General features: G+C 50.2%; 28 protein-coding genes and 1 riboswitch. Of the genes, 1 reads left to right on the forward strand and 27 read right to left on the reverse strand.

What is annotated here, in order from left to right:
- Window positions 1-14 precede the first annotated feature (14 nt).
- From nuoK to AC3WRW_RS09960, 21 genes are all read right to left on the reverse strand, one after another.
- Window positions 15-326 (reverse strand): NADH-quinone oxidoreductase subunit NuoK, encoded by a 312-nt coding sequence (gene nuoK / locus AC3WRW_RS09860; RefSeq protein ID WP_171687218.1) that lies wholly within the window; start codon window positions 324-326, stop codon window positions 15-17.
- A 2-nt stretch (window positions 327-328) separates the two neighbouring features.
- Window positions 329-859, reverse strand: coding sequence for an NADH-quinone oxidoreductase subunit J (locus AC3WRW_RS09865; protein ID WP_171687219.1), 531 nt, complete (start codon window positions 857-859; stop codon window positions 329-331).
- Entirely contained in the window at window positions 852-1,304 is a 453-nt protein-coding gene (gene nuoI / locus AC3WRW_RS09870; protein ID WP_492546152.1) for an NADH-quinone oxidoreductase subunit NuoI, read from the reverse strand. The genes AC3WRW_RS09865 and nuoI overlap by 8 nt, the downstream gene beginning before the upstream one ends.
- 22 nt (window positions 1,305-1,326) lie before the next feature.
- On the reverse strand, window positions 1,327-2,331 hold the full coding sequence (nuoH, locus tag AC3WRW_RS09875; protein ID WP_492546153.1) for an NADH-quinone oxidoreductase subunit NuoH: 1,005 nt from the start codon (window positions 2,329-2,331) through the stop codon (window positions 1,327-1,329).
- The gene (locus AC3WRW_RS09880; protein ID WP_492546154.1) at window positions 2,331-3,431 is read right to left on the reverse strand and encodes an NADH-quinone oxidoreductase subunit D; all 1,101 of its coding nucleotides are present in this window, start codon (window positions 3,429-3,431) and stop codon (window positions 2,331-2,333) included. Before AC3WRW_RS09880 ends, nuoH begins: the two co-directional genes overlap by 1 nt.
- Before the next feature lie 3 nt (window positions 3,432-3,434).
- On the reverse strand, window positions 3,435-4,196 hold the full coding sequence (locus AC3WRW_RS09885) for an NADH-quinone oxidoreductase subunit C (protein ID WP_492546155.1): 762 nt from the start codon (window positions 4,194-4,196) through the stop codon (window positions 3,435-3,437).
- Window positions 4,193-4,711 (reverse strand): NuoB/complex I 20 kDa subunit family protein, encoded by a 519-nt coding sequence (locus AC3WRW_RS09890; RefSeq protein ID WP_171687224.1) that lies wholly within the window; start codon window positions 4,709-4,711, stop codon window positions 4,193-4,195. The genes AC3WRW_RS09885 and AC3WRW_RS09890 overlap by 4 nt, the downstream gene beginning before the upstream one ends.
- On the reverse strand, window positions 4,696-5,061 hold the full coding sequence (locus tag AC3WRW_RS09895; RefSeq protein WP_127453506.1) for an NADH-quinone oxidoreductase subunit A: 366 nt from the start codon (window positions 5,059-5,061) through the stop codon (window positions 4,696-4,698). The genes AC3WRW_RS09890 and AC3WRW_RS09895 overlap by 16 nt, the downstream gene beginning before the upstream one ends.
- Before the next feature lie 228 nt (window positions 5,062-5,289).
- A complete protein-coding gene (locus AC3WRW_RS09900; RefSeq protein WP_492546156.1) occupies window positions 5,290-5,694 on the reverse strand; it encodes a F0F1 ATP synthase subunit epsilon in 405 nt (134 codons plus the stop codon).
- A 47-nt stretch (window positions 5,695-5,741) separates the two neighbouring features.
- Entirely contained in the window at window positions 5,742-7,139 is a 1,398-nt protein-coding gene (gene atpD, locus AC3WRW_RS09905; protein WP_492546157.1) for a F0F1 ATP synthase subunit beta, read from the reverse strand.
- A 49-nt stretch (window positions 7,140-7,188) separates the two neighbouring features.
- Window positions 7,189-8,046, reverse strand: coding sequence for an ATP synthase F1 subunit gamma (gene atpG, locus AC3WRW_RS09910; protein WP_492546158.1), 858 nt, complete (start codon window positions 8,044-8,046; stop codon window positions 7,189-7,191).
- A 130-nt stretch (window positions 8,047-8,176) separates the two neighbouring features.
- Window positions 8,177-9,691 carry a F0F1 ATP synthase subunit alpha gene (gene atpA, locus AC3WRW_RS09915; RefSeq protein WP_492546159.1) on the reverse strand — a complete coding sequence of 505 codons (1,515 nt, stop codon included), beginning with the start codon at window positions 9,689-9,691 and terminating at the stop codon, window positions 8,177-8,179.
- A 33-nt stretch (window positions 9,692-9,724) separates the two neighbouring features.
- Window positions 9,725-10,258 (reverse strand): F0F1 ATP synthase subunit delta, encoded by a 534-nt coding sequence (locus AC3WRW_RS09920; RefSeq protein ID WP_492546160.1) that lies wholly within the window; start codon window positions 10,256-10,258, stop codon window positions 9,725-9,727.
- Window positions 10,255-10,740: a F0F1 ATP synthase subunit B gene (gene atpF, locus AC3WRW_RS09925; RefSeq protein WP_492546161.1), complete on the reverse strand. Its 486-nt coding sequence runs from the start codon at window positions 10,738-10,740 to the stop codon at window positions 10,255-10,257. The genes AC3WRW_RS09920 and atpF overlap by 4 nt, the downstream gene beginning before the upstream one ends.
- A 78-nt stretch (window positions 10,741-10,818) precedes the next feature.
- Window positions 10,819-11,043 carry a F0F1 ATP synthase subunit C gene (atpE, locus tag AC3WRW_RS09930; RefSeq protein ID WP_028556930.1) on the reverse strand — a complete coding sequence of 75 codons (225 nt, stop codon included), beginning with the start codon at window positions 11,041-11,043 and terminating at the stop codon, window positions 10,819-10,821.
- A gap of 77 nt (window positions 11,044-11,120) precedes the next feature.
- Window positions 11,121-11,756: a F0F1 ATP synthase subunit A gene (gene atpB, locus AC3WRW_RS09935; protein WP_492546162.1), complete on the reverse strand. Its 636-nt coding sequence runs from the start codon at window positions 11,754-11,756 to the stop codon at window positions 11,121-11,123.
- Between the two features lie 93 nt (window positions 11,757-11,849).
- Complete coding sequence (locus AC3WRW_RS09940) at window positions 11,850-12,230, reverse strand: ATP synthase subunit I (RefSeq protein ID WP_492546163.1); 381 nt, start codon at window positions 12,228-12,230, stop codon at window positions 11,850-11,852.
- Window positions 12,230-12,451 (reverse strand): AtpZ/AtpI family protein, encoded by a 222-nt coding sequence (locus AC3WRW_RS09945; RefSeq protein WP_492546164.1) that lies wholly within the window; start codon window positions 12,449-12,451, stop codon window positions 12,230-12,232. Before AC3WRW_RS09945 ends, AC3WRW_RS09940 begins: the two co-directional genes overlap by 1 nt.
- 224 nt (window positions 12,452-12,675) lie before the next feature.
- Window positions 12,676-13,812: a non-hydrolyzing UDP-N-acetylglucosamine 2-epimerase gene (gene wecB, locus AC3WRW_RS09950; protein ID WP_492546165.1), complete on the reverse strand. Its 1,137-nt coding sequence runs from the start codon at window positions 13,810-13,812 to the stop codon at window positions 12,676-12,678.
- Between the two features lie 30 nt (window positions 13,813-13,842).
- Window positions 13,843-14,472, reverse strand: a complete 630-nt coding sequence (gene upp, locus AC3WRW_RS09955) for a uracil phosphoribosyltransferase (protein ID WP_492546166.1) — start codon at window positions 14,470-14,472, stop codon at window positions 13,843-13,845.
- A 185-nt stretch (window positions 14,473-14,657) separates the two neighbouring features.
- Window positions 14,658-16,484, reverse strand: coding sequence for an ABC transporter substrate-binding protein (locus AC3WRW_RS09960; RefSeq protein WP_492546167.1), 1,827 nt, complete (start codon window positions 16,482-16,484; stop codon window positions 14,658-14,660).
- Between the two features lie 183 nt (window positions 16,485-16,667).
- On the opposite strand from AC3WRW_RS09960, the gene AC3WRW_RS09965 reads away from it, so the two are divergent.
- Window positions 16,668-17,942, forward strand: a complete 1,275-nt coding sequence (locus AC3WRW_RS09965) for an MFS transporter (protein WP_492546168.1) — start codon at window positions 16,668-16,670, stop codon at window positions 17,940-17,942.
- Between the two features lie 109 nt (window positions 17,943-18,051).
- Here AC3WRW_RS09965 and glyA read toward each other — a convergent pair whose 3' ends face one another.
- The 6 genes from glyA to AC3WRW_RS09995 all read right to left on the reverse strand — a co-directional run bounded on the left by glyA (window position 18,052) and on the right by AC3WRW_RS09995 (window position 22,947).
- Window positions 18,052-19,302: a serine hydroxymethyltransferase gene (gene glyA / locus AC3WRW_RS09970; RefSeq protein WP_492546169.1), complete on the reverse strand. Its 1,251-nt coding sequence runs from the start codon at window positions 19,300-19,302 to the stop codon at window positions 18,052-18,054.
- 41 nt (window positions 19,303-19,343) lie between these two features.
- A complete protein-coding gene (locus AC3WRW_RS09975; RefSeq protein ID WP_492546170.1) occupies window positions 19,344-19,949 on the reverse strand; it encodes a TIGR01440 family protein in 606 nt (201 codons plus the stop codon).
- Between the two features lie 12 nt (window positions 19,950-19,961).
- Window positions 19,962-20,420: a ribose 5-phosphate isomerase B gene (rpiB, locus tag AC3WRW_RS09980; RefSeq protein ID WP_171687239.1), complete on the reverse strand. Its 459-nt coding sequence runs from the start codon at window positions 20,418-20,420 to the stop codon at window positions 19,962-19,964.
- Window positions 20,421-20,523: 103 nt separating this feature from the next.
- Window positions 20,524-20,604: riboswitch (ZMP/ZTP riboswitch) on the reverse strand.
- 57 nt (window positions 20,605-20,661) lie between these two features.
- Window positions 20,662-21,261 (reverse strand): low molecular weight protein arginine phosphatase, encoded by a 600-nt coding sequence (locus AC3WRW_RS09985; protein WP_492546171.1) that lies wholly within the window; start codon window positions 21,259-21,261, stop codon window positions 20,662-20,664.
- Between the two features lie 50 nt (window positions 21,262-21,311).
- Complete coding sequence (locus tag AC3WRW_RS09990) at window positions 21,312-21,872, reverse strand: manganese efflux pump MntP (RefSeq protein ID WP_492546172.1); 561 nt, start codon at window positions 21,870-21,872, stop codon at window positions 21,312-21,314.
- A gap of 64 nt (window positions 21,873-21,936) precedes the next feature.
- On the reverse strand, window positions 21,937-22,947 hold the full coding sequence (locus AC3WRW_RS09995) for an L-threonylcarbamoyladenylate synthase (RefSeq protein ID WP_492546196.1): 1,011 nt from the start codon (window positions 22,945-22,947) through the stop codon (window positions 21,937-21,939).
- Between the last annotated feature and the right edge of the window lie 27 nt (window positions 22,948-22,974).

A 22,974-nucleotide genomic window follows, 5' to 3' on the forward strand; every position in this document is an offset into this window, starting at 1 on the left:
TCCTTGTTAGCCTCCTAGCGCTTCATAGAATCCAAATCCGTTACGTCGACTGTTCCTTTATTCCGGTAAATGGTAATAAGAATGGCAATCCCGACAGCCGCTTCAGCAGCTGCAATTGTAATATTGAAGAGCGAGAAAATTTGACCTGTCAGCGCAGGATGATCTCCGAGCTTGGAGAATGCGATCAAATTCAAGTTCACCGCATTGAGCATCAGCTCAATCGAAAGCAGGACGATGACCCCGTTTTTCTTCGTTAATGCGCCGTATAGGCCGATACAGAACAGGATGGCAGCCAGCGTAAGATAGGGAGTAATGACATTGCCCATCGCTAATCCTCCTCTCTCTTCGCTACGACGATAGCGCCGATGAAGGCTACCGTCAGCAGCACGGACATGATTTCGAACGGAATCACATGCTCGTTATACAGCAGTTTGCCGATTTCCAACGTGTTGTCTTTGCCGGCATCCAAAGTGCCTGTGGCGACAAAGGTCGTTTTTTGGATCGCATAAAATAGAACTCCGAACAAGCCCAAAGCGCCGACAATCGCCAATCCCTCATGCCAAGGGCGTCTTGGCTCTTCATCTTCCCCTTGCCGGTGCTTCGTCATCATAATGCCGAAGATCATCAGAATCGAGATGGCTCCCGCATAGATCAACACCTGAACGAACGCGACAAACTCCGCTTCAAGGATAATGTACAACCCCGCCAAGCTAATGAACGTCAGCGCAACGGCAATGACCATATGAACGACTTTGGTAAAAGAAATCATAAAGATAGCTCCGCCGATGGCAAGAAGAGCGAAAATGAAGAAAGCCCAGCTTGAACCGCTTGAGAGGAAGTCTCCAATTCCGTTAAACATCTTTTTTGGCCCCCCCTTTTGGCATGGCCGAGTTATTCTCCTGGCGAATATTTTGGTTGTTCTCATTCAACCATTGCAAATTTTTGAAAAGATCATCACGGCTATACGAACTAAGCTCGAAATTATTGGTCATGACAATCGCTTCTGTCGGACATACTTCCGTACAAAGATCGCACAAAATGCAGATTTCGAAGTTAATGTCGTACGTATCAATGACCTTGCCCTTTTTCTCGGGATCAGGATTCGCTTTCCCCGTGAGGGTGATGCACTCTGTCGGACAAATACGCGCACATTGATTGCACACAATGCATTTCTCCGGGTCAAAATGTTGAATACCACGAAAACGATCCGGCATTTTAATCGGGACGTCAGGGTATGCGTACGTGATTTTCTTCTGTGTCATGCTTTTCAACGTTACGCCTAGGCCTTTCATTATGCCCTTCATTTGGTTCACTCCTTAGACTTTGCTAAAAGATGGTCATAATGATCGCCGTCACCAGCATATTGACCAAAGCTAATGGCAGCAGCACTTTCCAGCCGAATCCCATGAGCTGATCAATCCGCACCCTAGGCAGCGTCGCGCGCAGCCAAAACAGGACGAACACGACGAAGGAGAATTTCAGCAGGAACCACACAATCCCCGGAATAAAATCAAGGAAAGGGAACGGCGAATGCCAGCCGCCCAAGAAAATCAGGCTCGTCAGCGAGGCGATGATAAATACATACACGTACTCCGACAGCATGAAAAAGGCAAAGCGGAAACCGCTGTATTCCACGTGATAGCCTGCGACAAGCTCGGACTCCGCCTCCGGCAAGTCAAAAGGCGTTCGGTTAAGCTCCGATACACCGGCAATTGCGAAAATGATGAAACCTAGAATCTGGGGAATGAAATTCCAATGCCAGAAGCCCCCCGCTTGGTGGTCAACGATGGTATGCAGATTCAAGCTGCCTGTCATCATAATGACGCCGATCACGGAGATGACAAGCGGAACCTCGTAAGAAATCATTTGCGCCGCTGAACGCATGCCGCCGAGCAGCGCATATTTGTTATTAGATGCCCAGCCGCCAAGAATGATGCCAATCGTAGAAATCCCCGTAAGGGCGACGTAAAAAAGCAGACCGGCATTCAAGTTCGCGTTAAACATCCGGTCCGAGAACGGGATCGCCGCAATAATCGTAAAGGACGGAATGAAGGTAATGACAGGCGCCAGAATGAACAGCTCGCGCTCCGCCTTCTTCGGAATGGTATCCTCTTTAATCAGCAGTTTAAATACGTCCGCGACGCTCTGCAAAAGCCCTAACGGCCCCGTCCGGTTCGGTCCGATCCGCAGCTGCATCCATCCGATGACCTTCCGCTCAAAGTAGATGGCATAGGTAACGAAGCCAAGAACCAGCATCAGCATGACGATGCCCCAGAAAAGGAAAACAAAGAAGTTCGTCCATGTCAGACTCTCTTCCAGCAAGTTCACCATTAAGCATCCACCTCCCCAACGACAATATCGATGCCGCCCAGTATCGTAATCAGATTGGTCATCGATTCACCGACCAGGAGCTTTGGCAATATTTGCAGATTTACGAAGGACGGTCTGCGGAATTTCAGACGGAATGGCTCTTGCTTGCCCCGGGAAATAATATAGCAGCCGATTTCTCCGCGAGGGGACTCGATAGCGGCATACACTTCCCCTTCCGGAGGACGAATGACCCTGGGCACCTTGCCCATCGTTTCGCCTTGCTCCGGGAACTGCGCCACCGCTTGCTCCAGGATACGCAGTGACTGTTTCACTTCTTCCATACGCAGCAGATAGCGATCATAGCAATCGCCTCCGCTTCGCACAGGCACATCGAACTGGAAGCGGTTATAGAGGCTGTAGGGCTGCGTTTTGCGAATATCCCAGTCTACGCCTGTACATCTCAAGTTAGCGCCGCTAAGGCCGTACGCAATGGCTGTATCGGCATCATATTTCCCTACGCCCTTAATCCTGGATAGGAAAATTTCATTTCCGGACACGAGGGTGTGATATTCTTCCAACTTGCCGTACATATAAGGGATAAATTTCTTAACTTTATCGATCCAACCGTCCGGAGCGTCCCATTTCACCCCGCCTACACGCATATAGTTGTAAGTCAAACGAGCTCCGCAAAGCTCATTAAACAGGTCAATGATAATTTCACGATCGCGGAAAGCGAATAAGAACGGGCTCATTGCGCCTATATCCAGCAAATAAGTTCCCCACCAAACCATATGGGAAGCGATGCGCTGAAGCTCCATCACGATTAGGCGAAGGAATTCGGCGCGTTCCGGGATTTCCAGTCCCATCATTTTCTCAACGGCATGGACGAGCACATAGTTCGTCGTCATCGCCGACACGTAATCCATGCGGTCCGTATAAGGAATAATTTGCGTGTAACTCAAGTTCTCAGCCAGCTTCTCTGTTCCTCTATGCAGATAGCCCATAACGGGTATAGCTTCTTTGATGACCTCTCCATCCAATTTCACGATCACGCGGAAAACGCCGTGCGTACTCGGATGCTGAGGCCCAACGTTTAGCAGGAGCTCTTCTGTCCGTAACAAATGCTACACCTCCGGGTCAAGCGGTTCGTAATCTTTGCGCAGCGGATGGCCGACCCAGTCGTCAGGCATCATGATGCGTACTAGGTTGGGATGCCCGGGGAAATCGATCCCCAGCAGGTCATATACTTCCCGTTCATTCCAATTCGCGGTCGGCCACACAGGAGCGACCGAAGGGATGCTTGGCTGATCCCGGTCTGTTTTCACCTTCACGCAGTATTCGCGCTTGTGGGTGAGAGAAAGCAGATGATACGCCACCTCCAGGTGCGTCTCTTGGTCCACGCCGGAGAGGTTGCGCAAGTAGTCGCAGCGCAGCTCTTCGTGATCCCGCAGCGTAACCGCAGCCTCCGGCCAGCGGGAGCTGTGAATGACCACGTAAGGGCGATGCGCGTCCCTTTCGTTGATAAAGCTGTCGACGACGGCATCCTCGCCGGCGCCTTCTTTCAAGATCGCGACCAGCCGGTCCAGCAGCGGCTGGTTCGGCGAAGGCTCTTTCGGCGCGGCAGGCTCCGCCGCGTCGGTCTTCCCCGCACGCGCGCTGGCTCGCGCTGCGCGTGCTTCTGCGGCGGCCTGCGCTTTGGCCGCCTTCTCGTCATCCCCTGCTGCGCTAGCTTCCGCAGGGGGGGCCGTGGCCGGCGCAGGCTCGCCGGCCTGCTCAGCAGCAGCGGCCTTTGCCGCCAGGCGGGCGGCTCTCGCCGCGGCGCGCTCTGCTGCTTTTTCTTCGGCAGTAAGCTCTGCACTGCCCTCCGGTTTCTTATCCTCGCTCATCGATTGATCACCTGCTTACCGGTCTTCGCTTCATAGCGAATCTTCTCCTGAAGCTTGTTGATTCCGTAGATGAGCGCCGCCGGGTTCGGCGGACAACCCGGTATGTAGACATCAACCGGAACGATTTGATCGACACCTTTGACTACGGAGTACGATTTGATATACGGTCCGCCGGCTGTTGCGCAGGAGCCCATGGCAATAACCCATTTCGGCTCAGGCATTTGCTCATAAAGACGGCGAAGCAAAGGAGCCATTTTCTTCGTAACTGTCCCTGCTACAATCATCACATCGGATTGCCTAGGCGACGTACGGAAGATGACTCCGAAACGGTCTAAATCATAATGGGATCCGCCCGTGCCCATCATTTCGATGGCGCAACAAGCAAGACCAAATGTTAATGGCCAAAGCGAATTACTGCGAGCCCAAGCTTTCACCTGCTCCAGTGTCGTCATAAATACATTGCGGTTTAATTCTTCGCGTTCTTCCGGGGATATCGACTCTAAACTGAAGTCCATTGCAGCACCTTCTTCTTCCATGCGTATATTAATCCTATGGCTAGCAAGGCTACAAAAATGCACATTTCTACTAAAGCGAACAGTCCAAGCTGATTAAAAGCAACAGCCCATGGATACAGGAATACGGTCTCTACATCAAAGATGACAAACATCAAAGCAAATAAATAATATCGAATGTTAAACCGGATTTGTCCCTCACCTACAGGCTCGTTCCCACTCTCATACGTCGTATATTTCTCCACGACGGGTTTACTCGGCCTTAACCATTTGCCTATCGTAAGCGCTGCCACCGGGAGGAAAATACCTAACCCTAAAAAAATCGCTACGATTACATAGTTATTTGTGTACATCATCTGAATGTAACCGCCTCCATTCCTATTTACTTTTGATATTTCTCTTATCAAATTTGGTAATATTCACCTTCAATATTATACCAAAAGTCCTTTTAGGCGTCGATGACTAATTCCAAGCCCTTAATTTATCAGATATAAGGAGTAGATTTTCCATAATTATCATAAAATACTCGGCCATAATAAAAAAAGCGAGGGAACCTGGGTTCCTTCGCTTTTTTCGATCTATTATTTGCCGGATACGCTGATCCGGTTCAATGCTCTTTGCAAAGACGCTTCCGCACGTTTGAAGTCAACGTTGCCTTGCTTTACTTCCGCAAGACGTTTCTCCGCACGTTCTTTCGCTGCTCTCGCACGATCCACATCGATTTGTTCTGGCAGCTCGGCGCTTTCCGCCAGTATAACCACTTTGTCCTTACGCACTTCCATAAAACCGCCGTTCACTGCGATGATCTCGTCTTTAGAGCCCTGCTTCTTCACAGTAATCGAGCTGATTTTTAGTGGAGTCACGAGTGGAATGTGGTTCGGCAGAATTCCAAGCTCCCCTGCGACACCCTTTGCAACAACCATGTTCGCTTGTTCAGCGTACACTTTGCGCTCAGGAGTAACGATTTCCAGTAGGAATGTACTCACTTGGATTCTCCTTCCTCAGCTAACACGTAAGATTACCGTTGGGTATCTTACAGCGTTTTCGCTTTCTCGATTGCGTCCTCAATCGTACCTACGTTGTGGAACGCTACTTCAGGAAGGTTGTCGTGCTTACCTTCAAGAACTTCTTTGAAGCTGCGCACAGTATCTTTCAATGGTACGTACAAGCCTGGGAATCCGTTGAACGGCTCAGCAACGTGAAGCGGCTGGGACAGGAACAAACGAAGACGACGCGCACGGGTTACAACCAGTTTATCCTCATCGGACAACTCATCCATACCCAAGATTGCGATGATATCCAGAAGCTCTTTGTAGCGTTGAAGAACTTGTTTAACGCCTTGTGCTACTTTATAGTGCTCTTCGCCCAGAATTTCAGGCGTCAAGATACGGGAAGAGGAAGCAAGTGGATCTACCGCTGGGAAAATACCGGCAGCCGCGATGCTACGCTCCAAGTTTGTTGTAGCGTCCAAGTGCGCGAACGCTGTAGCTGGAGCCGGATCCGTATAGTCATCCGCAGGAACGTAAATCGCTTGAATCGATGTTACGGAACCTTTTTTCGTGGATGTAATACGCTCTTGCAATTGACCCATTTCTGTAGCCAAAGTAGGTTGGTAACCTACCGCGGAAGGCATACGACCAAGCAAAGCCGAAACCTCGGAACCTGCTTGCGTGAAACGGAAGATGTTGTCGACGAACAGAAGAACGTCTCTGCCTTCAACGTCACGGAAATATTCTGCCATTGTCAAACCAGTCAAGGCAACGCGCAGACGCGCACCAGGAGGCTCGTTCATTTGACCGAATACCATCGCTGTTTTCTCGATAACGCCGGAGTCTTTCATCTCGTGGTAAAGGTCATTACCTTCACGAGTACGCTCGCCAACGCCTGCGAAAACGGAGATACCGCCGTGCTCTTGCGCGATGTTGTGGATCAGCTCTTGCATCGTTACGGTTTTACCTACGCCCGCACCGCCGAAGAGACCGATTTTACCACCTTTTGCGTAAGGAGCCATAAGGTCGATAACTTTAATACCTGTTTCAAGAACTTCCGATTTCGTGGACAAGTTCTCAAATGCAGGAGCTTCTTTATGAATTGGACTAGTCAACGTACGATCAACGTTTTCGATGCCATCGATAGGATCTCCAACAACGTTAAATACGCGACCTAGTGTTGCAGCACCTACAGGTACAGTGATTGGAACTCCTGTGTCCGTAGCTTCAGCGCCACGTACAAGTCCGTCCGTGGAAGACATCGCTACGCAGCGAACGAGGTTGTCACCGAGGTGAACCGCCGCTTCAACCGTAATCGTAACCGTTTGACCAGCTTCCGTTTTTTCAATCTTGATTGCATTCAGAATTTCAGGGAGTTGTCCGCGTCCGAACTCAATGTCGACGACAGGCCCTGTAATATTCACAACGCGCCCTTTGCTCATGGTTTCCCTCCTAAGAAAAGCTTCGCCTCTGAACGAGACGTTTTATGAATTAAGCGTTCGCGTTCGCGCCGCTGACGATTTCCGCAATTTCTTGCGTAATGGCAGCTTGACGTGCACGGTTGTATGCTAATGTGTAGCTGCTGATCATCTTCGTTGCATTTTTCGTTGCCGAGTTCATCGCTGTCATTCTCGCACCGAACTCACTTGCTTTACCTTCCAATACTGCGCTGTAAATAATCGTTTCCGCATATTTAGGCAGCAGCACTTCTAGAACGCCTTCCGCAGACGGCTCATATTCGTAGCTAGCCGTAGACGAACCTTTGACTTCCTCCATAGGAAGCAGACGAACCATGGTTGGTACTTGACTGATTGCATTTTGGAACTTGTTGTACACCAAGAACAATTGGTCGTACGAGCCATTCTCAAAATTAGCAACCGCAGAAGCTGCAATCGATTTAATATCCGAGAACTTCGGAGAATCCGGAAGTCCTGTAACTTCTTGAACGATCGGAACATTGCGTTTCTTGAAGAAATTGCTACCTTTACGTCCGATTACAAAAACCGCGTATTCCGACGTGGATTGATGTCTTTCGCGAATCTCCGTCATAACCTTCCGCAATACGTTCGCGTTGTAGCCACCAGCCAAACCGCGATCCGAAGTGATTACCAAGTAAGCGGTCTTCTTCACTTCACGCGTTTGAAGCATAGGGTGCTTCACACCTTTGGAGCCTGCAGCGATGCTAGCAACTACTTCTTTCAGCTTATCCGAGTAAGGACGAGCCGCTTCCGCAGCTTGCTGAGCCCGACGCAAGTTCGCTGCTGCGACCATTTCCATCGCGCGCGTAATTTGCTTCGTGTTTTGTGTCGATTTGATTTGGCGCTTAATCTCGCGCATTCCTTTTGCCATACCTGTCACCTCTCTTTTGAGGCTTTGGAAAGCCTTCATTCGAAGGCCTGATCTCAGGCAGCTTGCACCTAATCTCAGGCATAAACGGAGCACCTGGCTTCTCGCGAAGAAAAGCACAGGTATTCAAATATTATTCAGAAACTGCGAAGCTCTTTTTGAACGTGTTGATGGCATCAACAAGCGCTTTGTCGTTATCCGCAGTAATGTCTTTTGTTTCATTAATGCTGTTCAAGATTTCCGGACGGTTGGATTCCAAGTAAGCCAAGAATTGCTGCTCGAAACGAGTAACGTCTTGTACTGGCGTGTCATCCAAGTGACCTTTAACAACGGTGTACAGGGAGCAAACTTGTTTTGCAAGCGAAAGCGGCTGATGCACGCCTTGCTTCAAGATTTCGAGTGTGCGAACCCCGCGATCCAGACGAGCTTTCGTCGCTCTGTCAAGGTCGGAACCGAACGCTGCGAATGCAGCAAGCTCACGGTATTGTGCCAAGTCTACACGAAGTGTACCGGCAACTTTTTTCATTGCTTTCGTTTGAGCGGAGCCCCCTACACGGGATACAGAGTTACCAACGTTAACCGCTGGACGCTGACCGGAGTAGAACAGGTCGGACTCAAGGAAGATTTGACCGTCCGTAATGGAAATTACGTTCGTCGGAATGTATGCGGAGATATCGCCCGCTTGTGTCTCGATGAATGGAAGTGCAGTAATCGAACCGCCGCCAAGCTCATCGTTCAATTTCGCAGCGCGCTCCAGCAAACGGGAGTGCAAGTAGAATACGTCACCTGGGTATGCTTCGCGACCTGGTGGACGGCGCAGCAAGAGGGACAACTCACGGTATGCAGCAGCTTGTTTGGACAAGTCATCGTATACGATCAATACGTGCTCGCCTTTGTACATGAAGTACTCGCCCATTGCACAGCCTGAGTATGGAGCCAACCAAAGCATTGGTGAAGGCTCGGAAGCAGAAGCAGTTACAACGATTGTGTATTCCAAAGCGCCGGCAGCACGAAGTTTTTCAACAACGCCTACGACTGTGGATTGTTTTTGACCGATAGCAACGTAGATACATTTAACGCCGTTGCCTTTTTGGTTCAGGATCGCGTCGATCGCAATCGCTGTTTTACCTGTTTGACGGTCACCGATGATCAACTCACGTTGACCGCGACCGATTGGAACCATCGCGTCAATCGCTTTGATCCCTGTTTGCATTGGCTCATGAACGGATTTACGAGCCATTACGCCTGGAGCCATGTTCTCTACAGGGCGGAATTCTGTTGTAGCAATAGGTCCTTGACCATCGACTGGTTGACCCAAGGAGTTAACGACACGACCAAGAAGGGCTTCCCCAACAGGAACCTCCATGATACGTCCTGTACGTTTTACTGCGTCGCCTTCACGGATATCTTTGTAAGGTCCGAGAATAACGATACCTACGTTGCTTTCTTCAAGGTTAAACGCGTAGCCCAAAACGCCATTTGAAAACTCAAGCAGTTCGCCTGCCATTACATTTTCCAAACCGTGAGCACGAGCGATACCGTCCCCGACTTGAATGACTGTACCTACGTCAACCACTTGCATATCGGATTTATAGTTTTCAATCTGTTGTTTAATCAATGAGCTGATTTCTTCAGGTTTGATACTCAACGAACGTCACCCCTATTCTTACAGTGCTTGTTATTAAACCAAAGCTTTGGATAGGCGGTCTAACTTGCCTGCCAAACTTCCATCATATAAACGGTCGCCAATACGCACTTGGATGCCGCCGAGCAGCTTAGGCTCAACTACACTCGCAACGCGAATTGTTTTTCCCGTAACTTTGCTGAAATGCGTTGCAATTTCCGCTTGTTGAGCTTCTGTCAGCGTAAATGCGGAATAAACCGTTGCACTCGCTTGTCCAAGCGCTTCATCCGCAATTTTTGCAAAATCGCTCACAAGAACGGACAAAATCGCTTGTCTTCCTTTATCAATCAAGACCAGCAGCGTGTTCCACACCGGTTCGGAAACTTTGCCCTCAAAAATCTGCTTCAGCAGGTCCGTTTTGACGGTCGTCCCGATATTCGGATGGTTAAGGAACTTCTGCAAGTCTGCATTGTCCCTAATCGCACTAGCTACAGATTTCAGCTCTTCTTCGACTTGGGAAATAATCCCCTTATCCTTAGCCACTTCAAAAAGAGCTCTGGCATAACGCTTCGCTACGACGATGTCACTCATACGTTGCCTCCTACCTCTTTGAGGTAATGCTCAACCAATTGTTCTTGTGACTTTTCATCGATTTGTTTCTCAATAATTTTGGAGGCAATCAGAACGGACATCGCGCCAACTTGGCTGCGAAGTGCGGCAACCGCTTTGTTCTTCTCGTTCTCGATATCTTTCAAAGCTTCTTCTTTCAGACGAGCTGCTTCCGCTCCAGCTGCGCGAACGATTTCATCCGCTTGTTTAGAGCCTGTTTGTTTCGCTTGCTCAATGATTTCATAAGCTTCCTTGCGTGTTTGTTGCAGAGCTTGCTTTTGTTCCTCTAACAGTTGATCAGCTTGTTTACGGCTTGCTTCAGCTGTTTGGATTTGATCTTTAACCAATTGTCTGCGCTTCTCCATCATGCCGAACAGAGGGCCGAACGCAAACTTGGAAAGTAGCACGTATAAAATTAAGAACGCGATAAGTTGAATCCAAAATGTGGACCATTCAATATGCAAGTAACGTCACTCCCTTCTGATAACGTGGGCAAAACGAAGGCGTGGTGGCGACTGCGGCCATCCCCGCCAAACGGTTTCTTAAGCTTTCCCCATAAAGATGAACGCAAGTACCAATGCAACGACCGGCATTGCCTCTACTAGACCTACCCCGATAAACATAGTTGTTTGAAGCGTACCACGTAGTTCTGGTTGACGGGAAATACCTTCCAAAGCGCGACCTACGATCAAACCGTTACCAATACCTGCACCTAGTGCTCCTAAACCGAATACGATACCTGCTGCTACTAATGCTATTGCTCCCATTGATAAAATCCTCCCTTAAACTCTTAGGTTTGTTTTGTGTATAAGTGACTCGAGACTACCCGAGGTAAGTCTTGCTTTTAGTGTTCTTCGTGGATTAACGTTTGTGAGATGTAAACCATTGTCAGCATTGTAAATACGAAGGCCTGAATAGCACCTACGAACACACTGAAGCCCTGCCATACGAAGAGAGGCGCAATTCCAAACCAACCAGCTCCGATGATGACAGATATCATAATTTCACCTGCATAAATGTTACCGTAAAGACGGAAAGCGAGCGTAAGCGGCTTTGATACAACTTCAATCAAGTGAAGGATCAACATTGCCCCTTTGTACTCAAAGTAATGCGCGAAGTAATGCTTCGTGTTACGCGTTATCCCTAAGTAGTGGCTTAGTACGATAACAATAACCGTCAGTGCTCCTGTTACAGCGATATCAGCCGTTGGTGATTTCCACCATGATACATGATCTTCCGTCACGATCGAGAAAGGAAGGCCGAGCATGTTGCCGATAAAGATGTACATAATGAGCGTAAGACCAAGCGCGATAAAACCTTTGCCATGCTTAGAACCGATCGTGCTTCCAATGATGCCTTCTACAAACTCAATCGTCCATTCCATGAAGTTTTGAATTTTCGAAGGATTCGTTACGGATGCACGGCTAGCCCCTGCGATTGCAAGAATAAGCACGATAATGGTGGTAATTCCGATCATCATAAGAGCTGATGCGTCGAAGTGAATACCTAACCACTCAAACTCTGGTACCTTATGTTCCATATTTCCCATTTTCACCCCTTTCATCGAATGGAATTACTTCTTAGACTTTCTAATAGAAAGAATACCCAGTACGAGTGTTGCCAATTGAGCAAAAAAGTATCCAATAATTGTCGTGGTTAAAGCGACATGTTCCGGATACCGAACGGCAACCAAACCTGCGAAGCCAGCAATTGCTGCTCTTGTCAGAAAACCTAGGGTCACCTTGCGCCCTTTCTGCTCTATCGCAGCTGCTGCCAACTTGTTAATCTTCCAGGCCAAGAACCTCGCGTTGATCATACTCGCCACAGATCCAAGCATAATGCCCGCCAAGTAAACCCGGTAATCGACAAGAAGCGCCCATGCAGCCAAACAAAAGGATAAAAAGAAAAGAAACACATTTTGAACCGTTTTCAGAGTGGCTGAAAATTCATCCATCATAGCCCTCCGTACCGCTTTATCATGAAGTAAATGCTAATGATTCCGGTTACAAGCCCTAGTAAAAACCCGCCTAACAAGCAGAACTGTCCACCTAGCACACGACTCAACCAGTCACCGAACAAATATCCGGCTCCTAAACAAACTACAAGGTCAATGCCTATTGCGCTAGTTAAAGCTACTGCCCGCCACGGATTATCATTGGGATTTTGCCGTTTCATCGCATCCCTCCTGAAGGCTTTCCGCTTGGGAAAACCTGTTTCGTAGACATAGTGCTACGAATCCTCATTTATTGTATCGAAGGCATGCGAGGTTTGTCAATTGACGAAACTTAACAGGCCTCACCACCCAAAACCCCTCAGAGCCTTGCGGCTCTAGGGATTGCGAGTTTCCAAACCAAACAGTCGAACTGTACGCTGTAGCGTTTGTCATGATTTTGTCACGGTTAGAATGTTTCAGGACGCTCCGTGACCTTGCCGAAGTGATGCAGGATGGCTTGAACGATTCTTTGAGATGCTTTGCCGTCCCCGTAAGGGTTAGCGGCTTGGCTCATTCGGTTGTACAGATCCGCATCAGTCAGCAGCGCGCGAGCACGCTCATAGACCTTCTCCTCGTTCGTTCCAACCAGCTCCAAAGTGCCCGCTTGAATGCCTTCCGGACGCTCCGTCGTATCCCGGAGGACAAGCACCGGCACGCCGAAGGAAGGCGCTTCTTCCTGAATACCGCCCGAATCTGTCAAAATCATGTGCGTATGTGGATAGAAGTTATGGGTTTCTACTACATCAAGAGGATCTACCAGCTTAATCCGTGGATGATTGCCCAATATTTCATGAGCAGGCCCTTGAACCGCAGGGCTCAAATGCACCGGATACACGATCGCGATATCCTCGAATTCGTCGGCGATACGGCGTACCGCACGGAAGATCTGGCGGTGCGGCTCCCCTTGCGATTCCCGGCGATGCGCCGTCATCAGAATCAGCTTGCGGTCCCCCACCCAGTCCAGGATCGGGTGCCGGAAGTCTTTTTCAACCGTATATTGGAAAACATCCGTTACCGTATTGCCCGTCACATAGATCTGCGGCTCGGATTTATTCTCCTTGCGCAGGTTGTCCGCAGACAAATCCGTTGGCGCAAAGTGCAAATCGGCCAGCACGCCGGTCAGTTGACGGTTCATTTCTTCCGGATACGGGGACATTTTGTCCCATGTGCGTAAACCGGCTTCGACATGGCCGACCGCGATTTTCTGCATGAAAGCGGCATAGCTTGCGAGGAACGTCGTCAGCGTATCGCCATGCACGAGAATAAGATCCGGCTGCGATTCCTGGAACACAGGCTCAAGCCCCTGCAGCACGCGCATCGTAACTTCGTTCAGCGTCTGACGGTCTTTCATGACGTTCAAGTCATAATTCGGCGTAATTTTGAAAATGTCGAGCACCTGATCCAGCATTTGACGATGCTGTGCCGTTACGCAAACGAGCGACTCGATATGCTCCGGATGCTTCTCCAACTCCTTAATCAGAGGAGCCATCTTAATTGCTTCAGGTCTAGTACCGAAAATCGTAATGACTTTCAAACGTTTCATTGGTTCTTCTCCCCCATCGTCACAACTCTTTTATTTCGTGCCGAACAGACGATCTCCCGCATCTCCCAGTCCGGGTACGATATAGCCGTGATCGTTCAAGTAGTCATCTACGGCCGCTACATAAATATCAACGTCAGGATGCTCTTGCTGAACCGCTTTAACTCCCTCCGGCGCCGCAATTAGGCACATCAGCTTGATTTGGGTGCATCCTCTGCGTTTCAAGACTTCAATGGCCATATTGGCGGATCCCCCGGTAGCCAGCATCGGATCAATCACGATCAGTTCCCGCTCCTGCACATCTGTCGGCAGCTTCACATAATATTCGACAGGCTGCAGCGTGTCCGGATCACGGTAAAGGCCAACATGTCCCACTTTTGCCGCCGGGATCAGTTTAAGCACACCGTCAACCATCCCTAGTCCTGCGCGCAAAATTGGAATGAGTCCCAGCATTCTGCCGGAAATAATGCGGCAATCCGCTGTTGTAACAGGTGTTTTCACCTGAACATGCTCAAGCTGAATATTTCTGGTGATCTCATAAGCCATTAATGTGGCTACTTCGTCCACAAGCTCCCGAAAGTCTTTCGTTTTCGTATTCTCATCCCGAATAAAGGTAAGCTTATGCTGAATAAGCGGATGATCACAAATAAATAACTTCCCCATAATTTCCTCCTAAAAAACCACATTGTTATATGTATTTTACCTATTTAGCGTCAAGGTACGACAAACCTCGTTCATTATATCATATGTTATCCAACTTATCCTCCGAAAAACCAAACCTACCATGAATCTCCTTATTTAAATAAAAAACCGCCGGAGATCTTCTCTCAAGCGGTGTTGAAATACGCTTATTCTTCCATAGAATCAGAGCGAAACCAGATGTTTTTAAAATCAAACCAGCCCAGCGTATTGAACGCAATCCCTTGTAAATGAGGGCTGTATACCAATTGCTGGGTCGTATGCAAAAGAAACAGGACCGCGTAGTTGTCAGAAATGAGATCCTGCATGCCACGGATTCGCTGCAAACGTTCCTGCGCATCGGGTTCTGCTTCGATGGCTGCGATTGTTTCATCAAAAACCAGACGCTGCTCATCCGTCGCATACGTACGAACCGCCAGATTGCCTACTTTGTACACTTCGATCAAACAGCGCGCTTCATCGTCATCTGCCACAACTCCGCCGATAATGACGTCGGCCTCTAACAACAGGGGAACCTTGGTCATTTGTTCAAAGGTATACTCCTTCAGGACAACCCCAATCCCGACAGCCCGGCAGCAGGATTGAATCCATTCCGCATGAGGCTGATTCTTCCGTGTAAAAATCATAGTGATGGATTCGCCGTCGTATCCGCACTCTCTCAACAGCTCTCTCGCACGCTCAGGCTGATGATCCTCCGGCTCTGCAGTCGGCGACTCTGGCGGCAGGAAATCGGCGGCAGGTCTAGCATGATAAAGGCCTAATTCCTTGATCAACCCGCTTCGGTTCAGGATAAGCTGAATGGCTTGGCGAAATTTGAGTTCTTGTTGAGGACCCTTTTTACGAAAATTAAATACGAGCGTGCTGGAGCCCAGCATCATCACTTCTTTTTTGTACCAATGCGCAGGGGCAGGCTGTTTATAGTGATTGAGCTTGCCCATTTGAAAGTTCAGCTGCTGCCATCTTCGATCGCTGACATTATCCGGCACATAGAGAAGCTCGATGCGATCCAAATGGGCGCACTCCTTATAGTAATCCTCGAACGCTTCTAACGTTAAGCCTCCCGTATCATGCCTCGCAATTCGAAAAGGACCCGTTCCAACGGGAAGCATACTGGCATCCGCTACCTTAGAAGCGCTATAAACATCCGCGGGAACAATCGCTGCCTGGTAAGAGCTCACATAGTGAGGCAGCATATAATTCGGCGCATCCAGCTCCAACCTGACCGTCAGCCGGTCTACAGCGCGAATCTCTCTGACGGACCTCAGCAGCCAACGGTTCGGCGAGTACTCCGTACCCAGCGAGCGCAGCCGGTTGAATGAAAAGACAACATCGTCTGCCGTCATCTCGCGGCCATGATGGAATCGCACCCTTTTTCGCAAATAAAAGGTCCATACGGTCGCATTGTCGTTGCAAGCCCACTCATGAGCGAGGCCCGGCTCCAGACAGCCGCAGAGCGGATTGTAATAGAGGAGCGTGTCGAAGGCCTGCTTCACGAAGTGGAGATCTCGTGAGAAGAGTATATCGACGGGATCGAGCGTCAATACCCTGAACTGCATGGGCAGCCTCAGCGTCTCGGGGTTACCGGACTCACAGTTGCCCCGGTAGCCGAAGTAACTGCCCAGCCAAGCCAGGAACCGGTCAATGACGCCCCCATCAAGACCCTCCATATGAAATAAGCTCATCGCGCTGTTCAAGTTTCCCTGCTCGACAAGCACTTTCGCTTCCGCCAGCAGCAGATCTTCAGCGGCAACCAGAAACCGAATGGCCGAGCGGTGCCCGCGGCCGCGCCCTGGTGTCCAAACAATCCAGCCCATTTCGCTCATCTTGCGAATCAGAATTTTCACGTTTCGTTCCGTACAGTAAAGGTAGCCGGCAATTTCTTCAACCGAGACGGGCACGTCCATATACGTGTGGGGGATCTGTAAAACACGCGTTATTGATGTTTTTAACTGCGCATATTGTAAAGCCAGCTGCATGAAAATCCCCTCCATTTACACGAATTACCAAGAGTATAGGGGCACCTCACCGATTCGTCAACAGCCTTTGGAGGGAATAAAAGGTGAAAGTTTTTCAAAGCTCTATACACTTTTTAACCTAGGGTCATTTGTTATGATGGGTAGCACCAAGACTTTACGACTCTATGAAACAGGTGATGCAGCATGACATTCTTTCAATTCCATCCCAATGTGCGACTGCGCATTGCTCTTAGCTTTCTAACCAACATACTCAGCAATATGGTTATTCCGTTCATGTCGATTTATTTTGCCCGTACGCTCGGTACGACGATGGCCGGCACAGCCACTACGATTTCCATCATTGTAGCTCTCGTCACCGCTACCATTGGCGGGCACTACGCCGACCGGGTCGGACGCAAAAAATTGATGCTGTTCGGGGAAGGGGTCGCCATGCTGTCTTACGCGATCATGACCTTCGCCAATTCTCCTGTCTGGCATTCGGCCGAGCTTACGCTCGTCATGACAATAATCAGCAGCGCTTCCTGGGGACTAAGCAAACCGGCCGTTGAGGCCATGCTGATTGATGTCTCGGGACCGGATACGCGCAAAGCCATCTACCGGATCAACTATTGGAGCAACAATCTCGCTATATCCGTAGCCGCTATGATTGGCGGGTATTTCTTCAGCGACTATCTGTTTGAGCTATTATTGGCTGCTGGCGGGATGTCGCTCATCGCACTTCTGGTGACCGCCTTATTCATGAAAGAAACAATGCCCGCAGCAAACGGAAACACGGGTGAAAATCAGGCCCCAGCCTTAACTAAACGCATTACCATGATCGAACGCTATAAAATAGTGCTTCAGGATCGTAGATTCTTGATCTATCTGCTCTCCAGTGTGCTGGTCGTGTCCGTAGAGATGAATTTAAGCGGGTACATCGGCATCCGGCTCGCTCAAGACATTCATCAAACCCCATGGCTGCCCGGTCTATCGGCGACGATCGACGGCCTGCCGCTGGTGGGGGTACTGCGTACCGAGAATACGATTGCCGTTGTCCTGCTTTCCCTTTTTGTCGGCCGACTGCTCAAAGGGAACTCCGACAATCGCTTCATGCTGTTCGCCATGTTCCTGAATGTGGCTGGGTACACGTATTTGGTTTTCGGCAACCAGCCGGCCCTGCTGCTGCTGCTCATGCTCGTTGCCACAATCGGCGAGCTGACCTATGTGCCGTTAAAGCAATCGCTCCTCGTGCAGCTCGTCCCGGATGATGCCCGCAGCTCCTATATGGCGCTGAGCAGCATGACCAATCGGGTCGCCATCATGCTCAGCGGCCTTAACATGATCATCGGCGGCTTCCTGCCGTCGGGCGCTATGGCCGTGTACATTCTAGCGACCGGCGTCCTCGGCATCGGCATGCTGGCCTCCATCCTGCCAAGTCTGAAGGAAGAGTCGCAAAAAGTGCAGCATGCGGCGGTGTAGACGAGGTACGCTAATGCGAAAATTGCCCATCTGACGGCCTCAAAAATATAAAAAAAGGGCTGCTTCAAAAGGTCATTAACGACCCTCTGAGGCAGCCCCTTCGTATTTATTAGTAAGTCAAACCTGGGTACAACGGATATTGCGCCGTCAAATCTTTCACCATGCCGCGAGCTTTCTCCAGCACAGCTTCGTCTTTCGGGCTTTTCAACGTCAGTGCGATCACTTTCGCGATCGTTTGCATAGCTTCAATGCCCATGCCGCGGGACGTTACAGCCGGTGTACCTAGACGGATACCGCTAGTGATGAACGGGCTTGTCGGATCGAAAGGAATCGCATTTTTGTTCGCTGTGATACCGATCTCGTCAAGTACGTGCTCAGCATCTTTACCTGTGATGTTCAGGTTGCGCAGGTCAACCAGCATCAAGTGGTTGTCTGTACCGCCGGAAACAAGGTTGATGCCTTCCGCTGTCAGAGCAGCCGCCAAAGCTTGCGCATTGTCGATGACGTTTTGACCGTATGTTTTGAATTCCGGTTGAAGAGCTTCGCCGAAGGATACCGCTTTTGCTGCAATTGTATGCATCAAAGGACCGCCTTGGGAACCAGGGAATACAGCTTTATCAATGGCTGCCGCCCAAGCTTTGCGCGTAAGAATCATACCGCCGCGTGGACCGCGAAGCGTTTTGTGCGTCGTTGTTGTTACGAAATGTGCGTGCGGCACCGGGTTCGGGTGCAAGCCGGCTGCAACCAGACCGGCGATATGCGCCATATCGACGAAGAACAGAGCGCCTACATCGTTAGCGATGGAAGCCAGCGCTTCGAAATCAATCGTGCGCGGGTAAGCACTCGCGCCTGCTACGAGCATGCGAGGCTTATGTTTGAACGCCGCTTTGCGCACATCGTCATAGTCGATGCGGAAATCTTTTTCGCTTACGCCGTAAGCTACGAAGTTGTAAAGAATACCGGAAGCATTCACCGGGCTGCCGTGCGTTAAGTGACCGCCATGCGCCAGGTTCATACCAAGCACTGTGTCGCCAGGGTTAAGAGCTGCCAAGTAAACAGCCATGTTCGCTTGTGCTCCGGAATGCGGTTGAACGTTCGCGTGCTCTGCGCCGAAAAGCTCTTTCGCGCGGTCGCGGGCGATATCTTCTACGATGTCTACGTATTCGCAGCCGCCGTAGTATCTTTTGCCCGGGTAGCCTTCTGCGTATTTGTTTGTCAGAACCGTGCCCATTGCTTCGAGAACCGCTTGGCTAACGATGTTTTCCGAGGCGATAAGCTCGATTTTGTCGCGTTGACGACCAAGCTCCAGATTCATTGCTTCTACGATTTTCGGATCTTGCTTGCTTAGAAAGTTTGTCATATGGAATTCCTCCTAAAGGATAATTTATCTAAACATATCGCCTAGCAATCGGCATCCGGCGCGGCTTGCCGGTAGAGCTGTTCGGCAGCATCCGGCGAGTAGACGGCTCTTATGCCGCCAATCAGTTTAGGCCGTGTAAACGCCATGGTCACATAGGCATGACCGATATTTCGCACGGGGGGCCTTGCAGGTACGGCAACCCGCCGCAAATGCATCCCGATCAACGTGCTGCCGATATCAATCCCGGCGTGCGCCTGAATCGTCTCGACAACGACAGGCTTTGCGAAGTGGCGGTACGCGTACGAGGCCATCGAACCGCCAGCTTTGGGCACCGGAATAACCGCTACGGGCTCAAGCTGAGGAGCCTTGAACAGCAGCTCTTCCTCGATGACAAGCGCACGGTTCAAATGCTCGCAGCATTGGAAAGCCAAGTGCAGCCCGAACTCGCGGCTTATACGCTGCGCCGTTTCAAAAATCGGCCGGGCCGCATCCAGCGTCCCCGAAGTGCCGATCCGGTGCCCGAGAATTTCACTTGTGCTCGTACCGATAACCAGAATATGACCTGGCTGCAGACTGCCCACCTTGACCAACTCACGAAGATTTGTTTCCAAGCCTTCTGCAATCGTGTGAAGTATGGAATCTGTCATCGCGGTCGCCCTCTATGGATGAATCGCGAAGCGATCTTCGATGCTTTGCACTTTGTTAATGCGGTTTTGATGGCGGACGCCTTGCGAAAACTCCGTCTCCAGCCAAATTTTTACAATTTCCTCAGCAACGCCCGGTCCGATGACACGCTCACCTAAAGCAAGGACATTCGTATCATTGTGCTCCCGTGTCGCTTTGGCGGAAAAGAGATCATGCACCAGGGCACAACGGATCCCCGGAACCTTATTCGCAGCGATGGACATGCCGATGCCCGTTCCGCAGATGAGAATCCCTTTGTCGGCTCCGCCGGAAACCACTTGCTCGCAAACTTGCAGCGCATAATCCGGATAATCGACCGAATCTGCACAGCTGCAGCCATAATCTATAACCTGATGACCTAATGATTCAATAAAAGGAATGATAACATCTTTCAAACGATAGCCTGCATGATCCGCACCTAACGCAATTTTCATGAGTAGAACGCTCCTTTGCTTGTTCGAATTCGACCATCCTATTATATCCCAAAGTCCACCAGAAAACGAAAAAAAGAGCGGACACGCTAGAAATAGCGCGTTGCTCTTTTGCCCAGGCGACCGGCCGTATAGCTCAATGCTCCACTGTGGTTGATCCCACTCGTCGCCAGTTACATTGAGTCCTGCTTGATAGGTACATTTTATCGTATTATGCTCCGGGTGTAAAGACGTATTCCGCAAATCATTTCCCAGTCTGCGGGCCCTCTTTCTGTCGAAGCTTTGCAACTAATTTATCTAAACTCCCGCCTATTTCCTTCGCCGTTTGCCGGTAAACCTCTAGCGAACCCCCGTACGGGTCGGAAATATCGTAATCCGGAATGGCATGTTCAAGGGTATAAATACGATTTCTTTCTTCGAGCGTCACCGTTTGCGACAGAGCCTGCTTGAGCTGAACTTCCGTCACAAGCTTTTCCCTTTCCTCAATCGCCTGCAGGACATGATGGTCATCCTCTACATATTCTTTGAGCGTAAAAGTTTTCTCGACTGCAGCCGGGAATCGCTGGATCACCGTGCGTTTATGCCCCATCGTCATCGTCAAAATAACATCTGCCCACTTCACTTCAGACTCCTGAATCGCCAACGAGCTAATGGACTCCGTGAAGCCCGCTTCTTGCAGGAGCGATGCACTGTTCAGGGAGATCGGAGCGCCCGTCATCGCCGATACCCCAGCTGAACGAACTTCCGCCGCAAGTCCTTCTTGATGCACCCTGATACGCAGCAAACCTTCAGCTAATGGACTGCGGCACGTATTTCCTGTACAGACAAATAGAATTCGCAACATGAGTTCCTCCTAAAAGTTTTAAAGGCAGAGCCTTCTCTACCTGTATTGTATCATAGCAAAAACTTGATCCCAAACGCGAGCAAAATAAGTCCGCCAAACGCCTCGCCATACTCGCCAACCCAACCGTTAACCCGCCTTCCGACCAATAATCCGGCTATGGAAAGCAAAGCGCCGAACAAGCCAAACACAAGCACCGTAAGCAAAATATCCGTCGCGAACATCCCTAGAGACACCCCAACAGAGAACGAATCTATACTGACACTAAGCGCGAAAATCGTCAGACCCCATAGCGATCTATGATCGAAAGAAGTCGCTTCCTCCCCGCGAATCGAGCTGTACACCATATGGGAGCCCAAAAGAATAAGCAAACATCCGCCGGCCGCTGTAGCGACATTGCCTAGCAAGTGCGAGACATATTGCCCCATGAACATGCCCATCAACGGCATAATGATGTGGAAAATACCAATCACAATGCTTATTTTCAAAATATCCATCAAGCGAATCCCCTTCATGCCGATGCCGATCCCCAAGGAAAAAGCATCCAAGCCCAGAGCAATCGCCATGATGAATATGGTGATGATCTGCCCAAAGTCAACGTCATTTAAGAGCATAAGTACGATCCCCCTTGTCCGCTTTCTTAACCAAGATATGCGGACAAACTGGGAATCATGCTAGCTAAACGCGTACAAGCCGATGACCTGCCGCTTTGCGCAGACGATTCATGATCGCTTGACCAATTCCCGTTTCCGGACAGCCCTCTGCGACGATATAATGAATGTCTTGCAGATCGAATTCTCTTAATGCAGCGTACAGCTCCTGGGCAATCGTTTCCGGCTCAGCTAACGATCCGCAGGCAATCACCAAATCGGCTTCAAAGCGGGAAGCTCTTTCCTCAAAAGTAAGGATACCGGTCGATTCCCCTCTTGCCTTGGCTGCATGAATGTCACCCTGAATCCAAGCAGACACTGCCTCTGCATCGTCGCCAAAAACGATATGCATGTACCCCTTCGGCGCGTAATGCGTATACTTCATGCCCGGAGCACGCGGCGTCTCCGAAGCCTGCACATCTTCCCGTTCCGGCTCATGAATTTGAATAGCCGGCAGCGCGGACTGCAGCTGTTCCGCCGTCACACCGCCAGGACGCAGTATATACAGCTGGCCCTCAACAAGCTGAATCACCGTCGATTCGACTCCGACACCCGTTCCTCCGCCGTCCACAATGCCTCCGATTCGACCGTCAAGGTCTTCTCTGACATGCGATGCCAGTGTCGGACTCGGTCTGCCTGAACGATTGGCGCTTGGCGCCGCAATAGGAAGCTCCGCTTCACGAAGCAGCTGCAGAGCTACCGGATGATCAGGTATTCTTATCCCTACCGTCGTAAGACCGGCCGTCACCAACGGCGAAATGCCGCCTGGTTTCACAGGCAGCACAATAGTAAGAGGACCCGGCCAGAAAGCTTCCATAAGACTGCGATGATCGGGCGTGACGCAAGCAGGCTCGATCAAACCTGTGAGCTGCCGGGTATCCGCGATATGAACGATCAGTGGATTATCGGAGGGCCGTCCTTTGGCTGAGAAAATACGTTCAACCGCTGAGGTATTCGTAGCGTCAGCACCAAGGCCGTATACCGTTTCTGTCGGGAAAGCGACGGTGTCTCCGCTCCTCAGAAGCGCTGCCGCTTCCATCAATTCTCCACCCCTACCGCTTCCCTG

The organism is Paenibacillus sp. FW126-R14 (assembly GCF_058789495.1).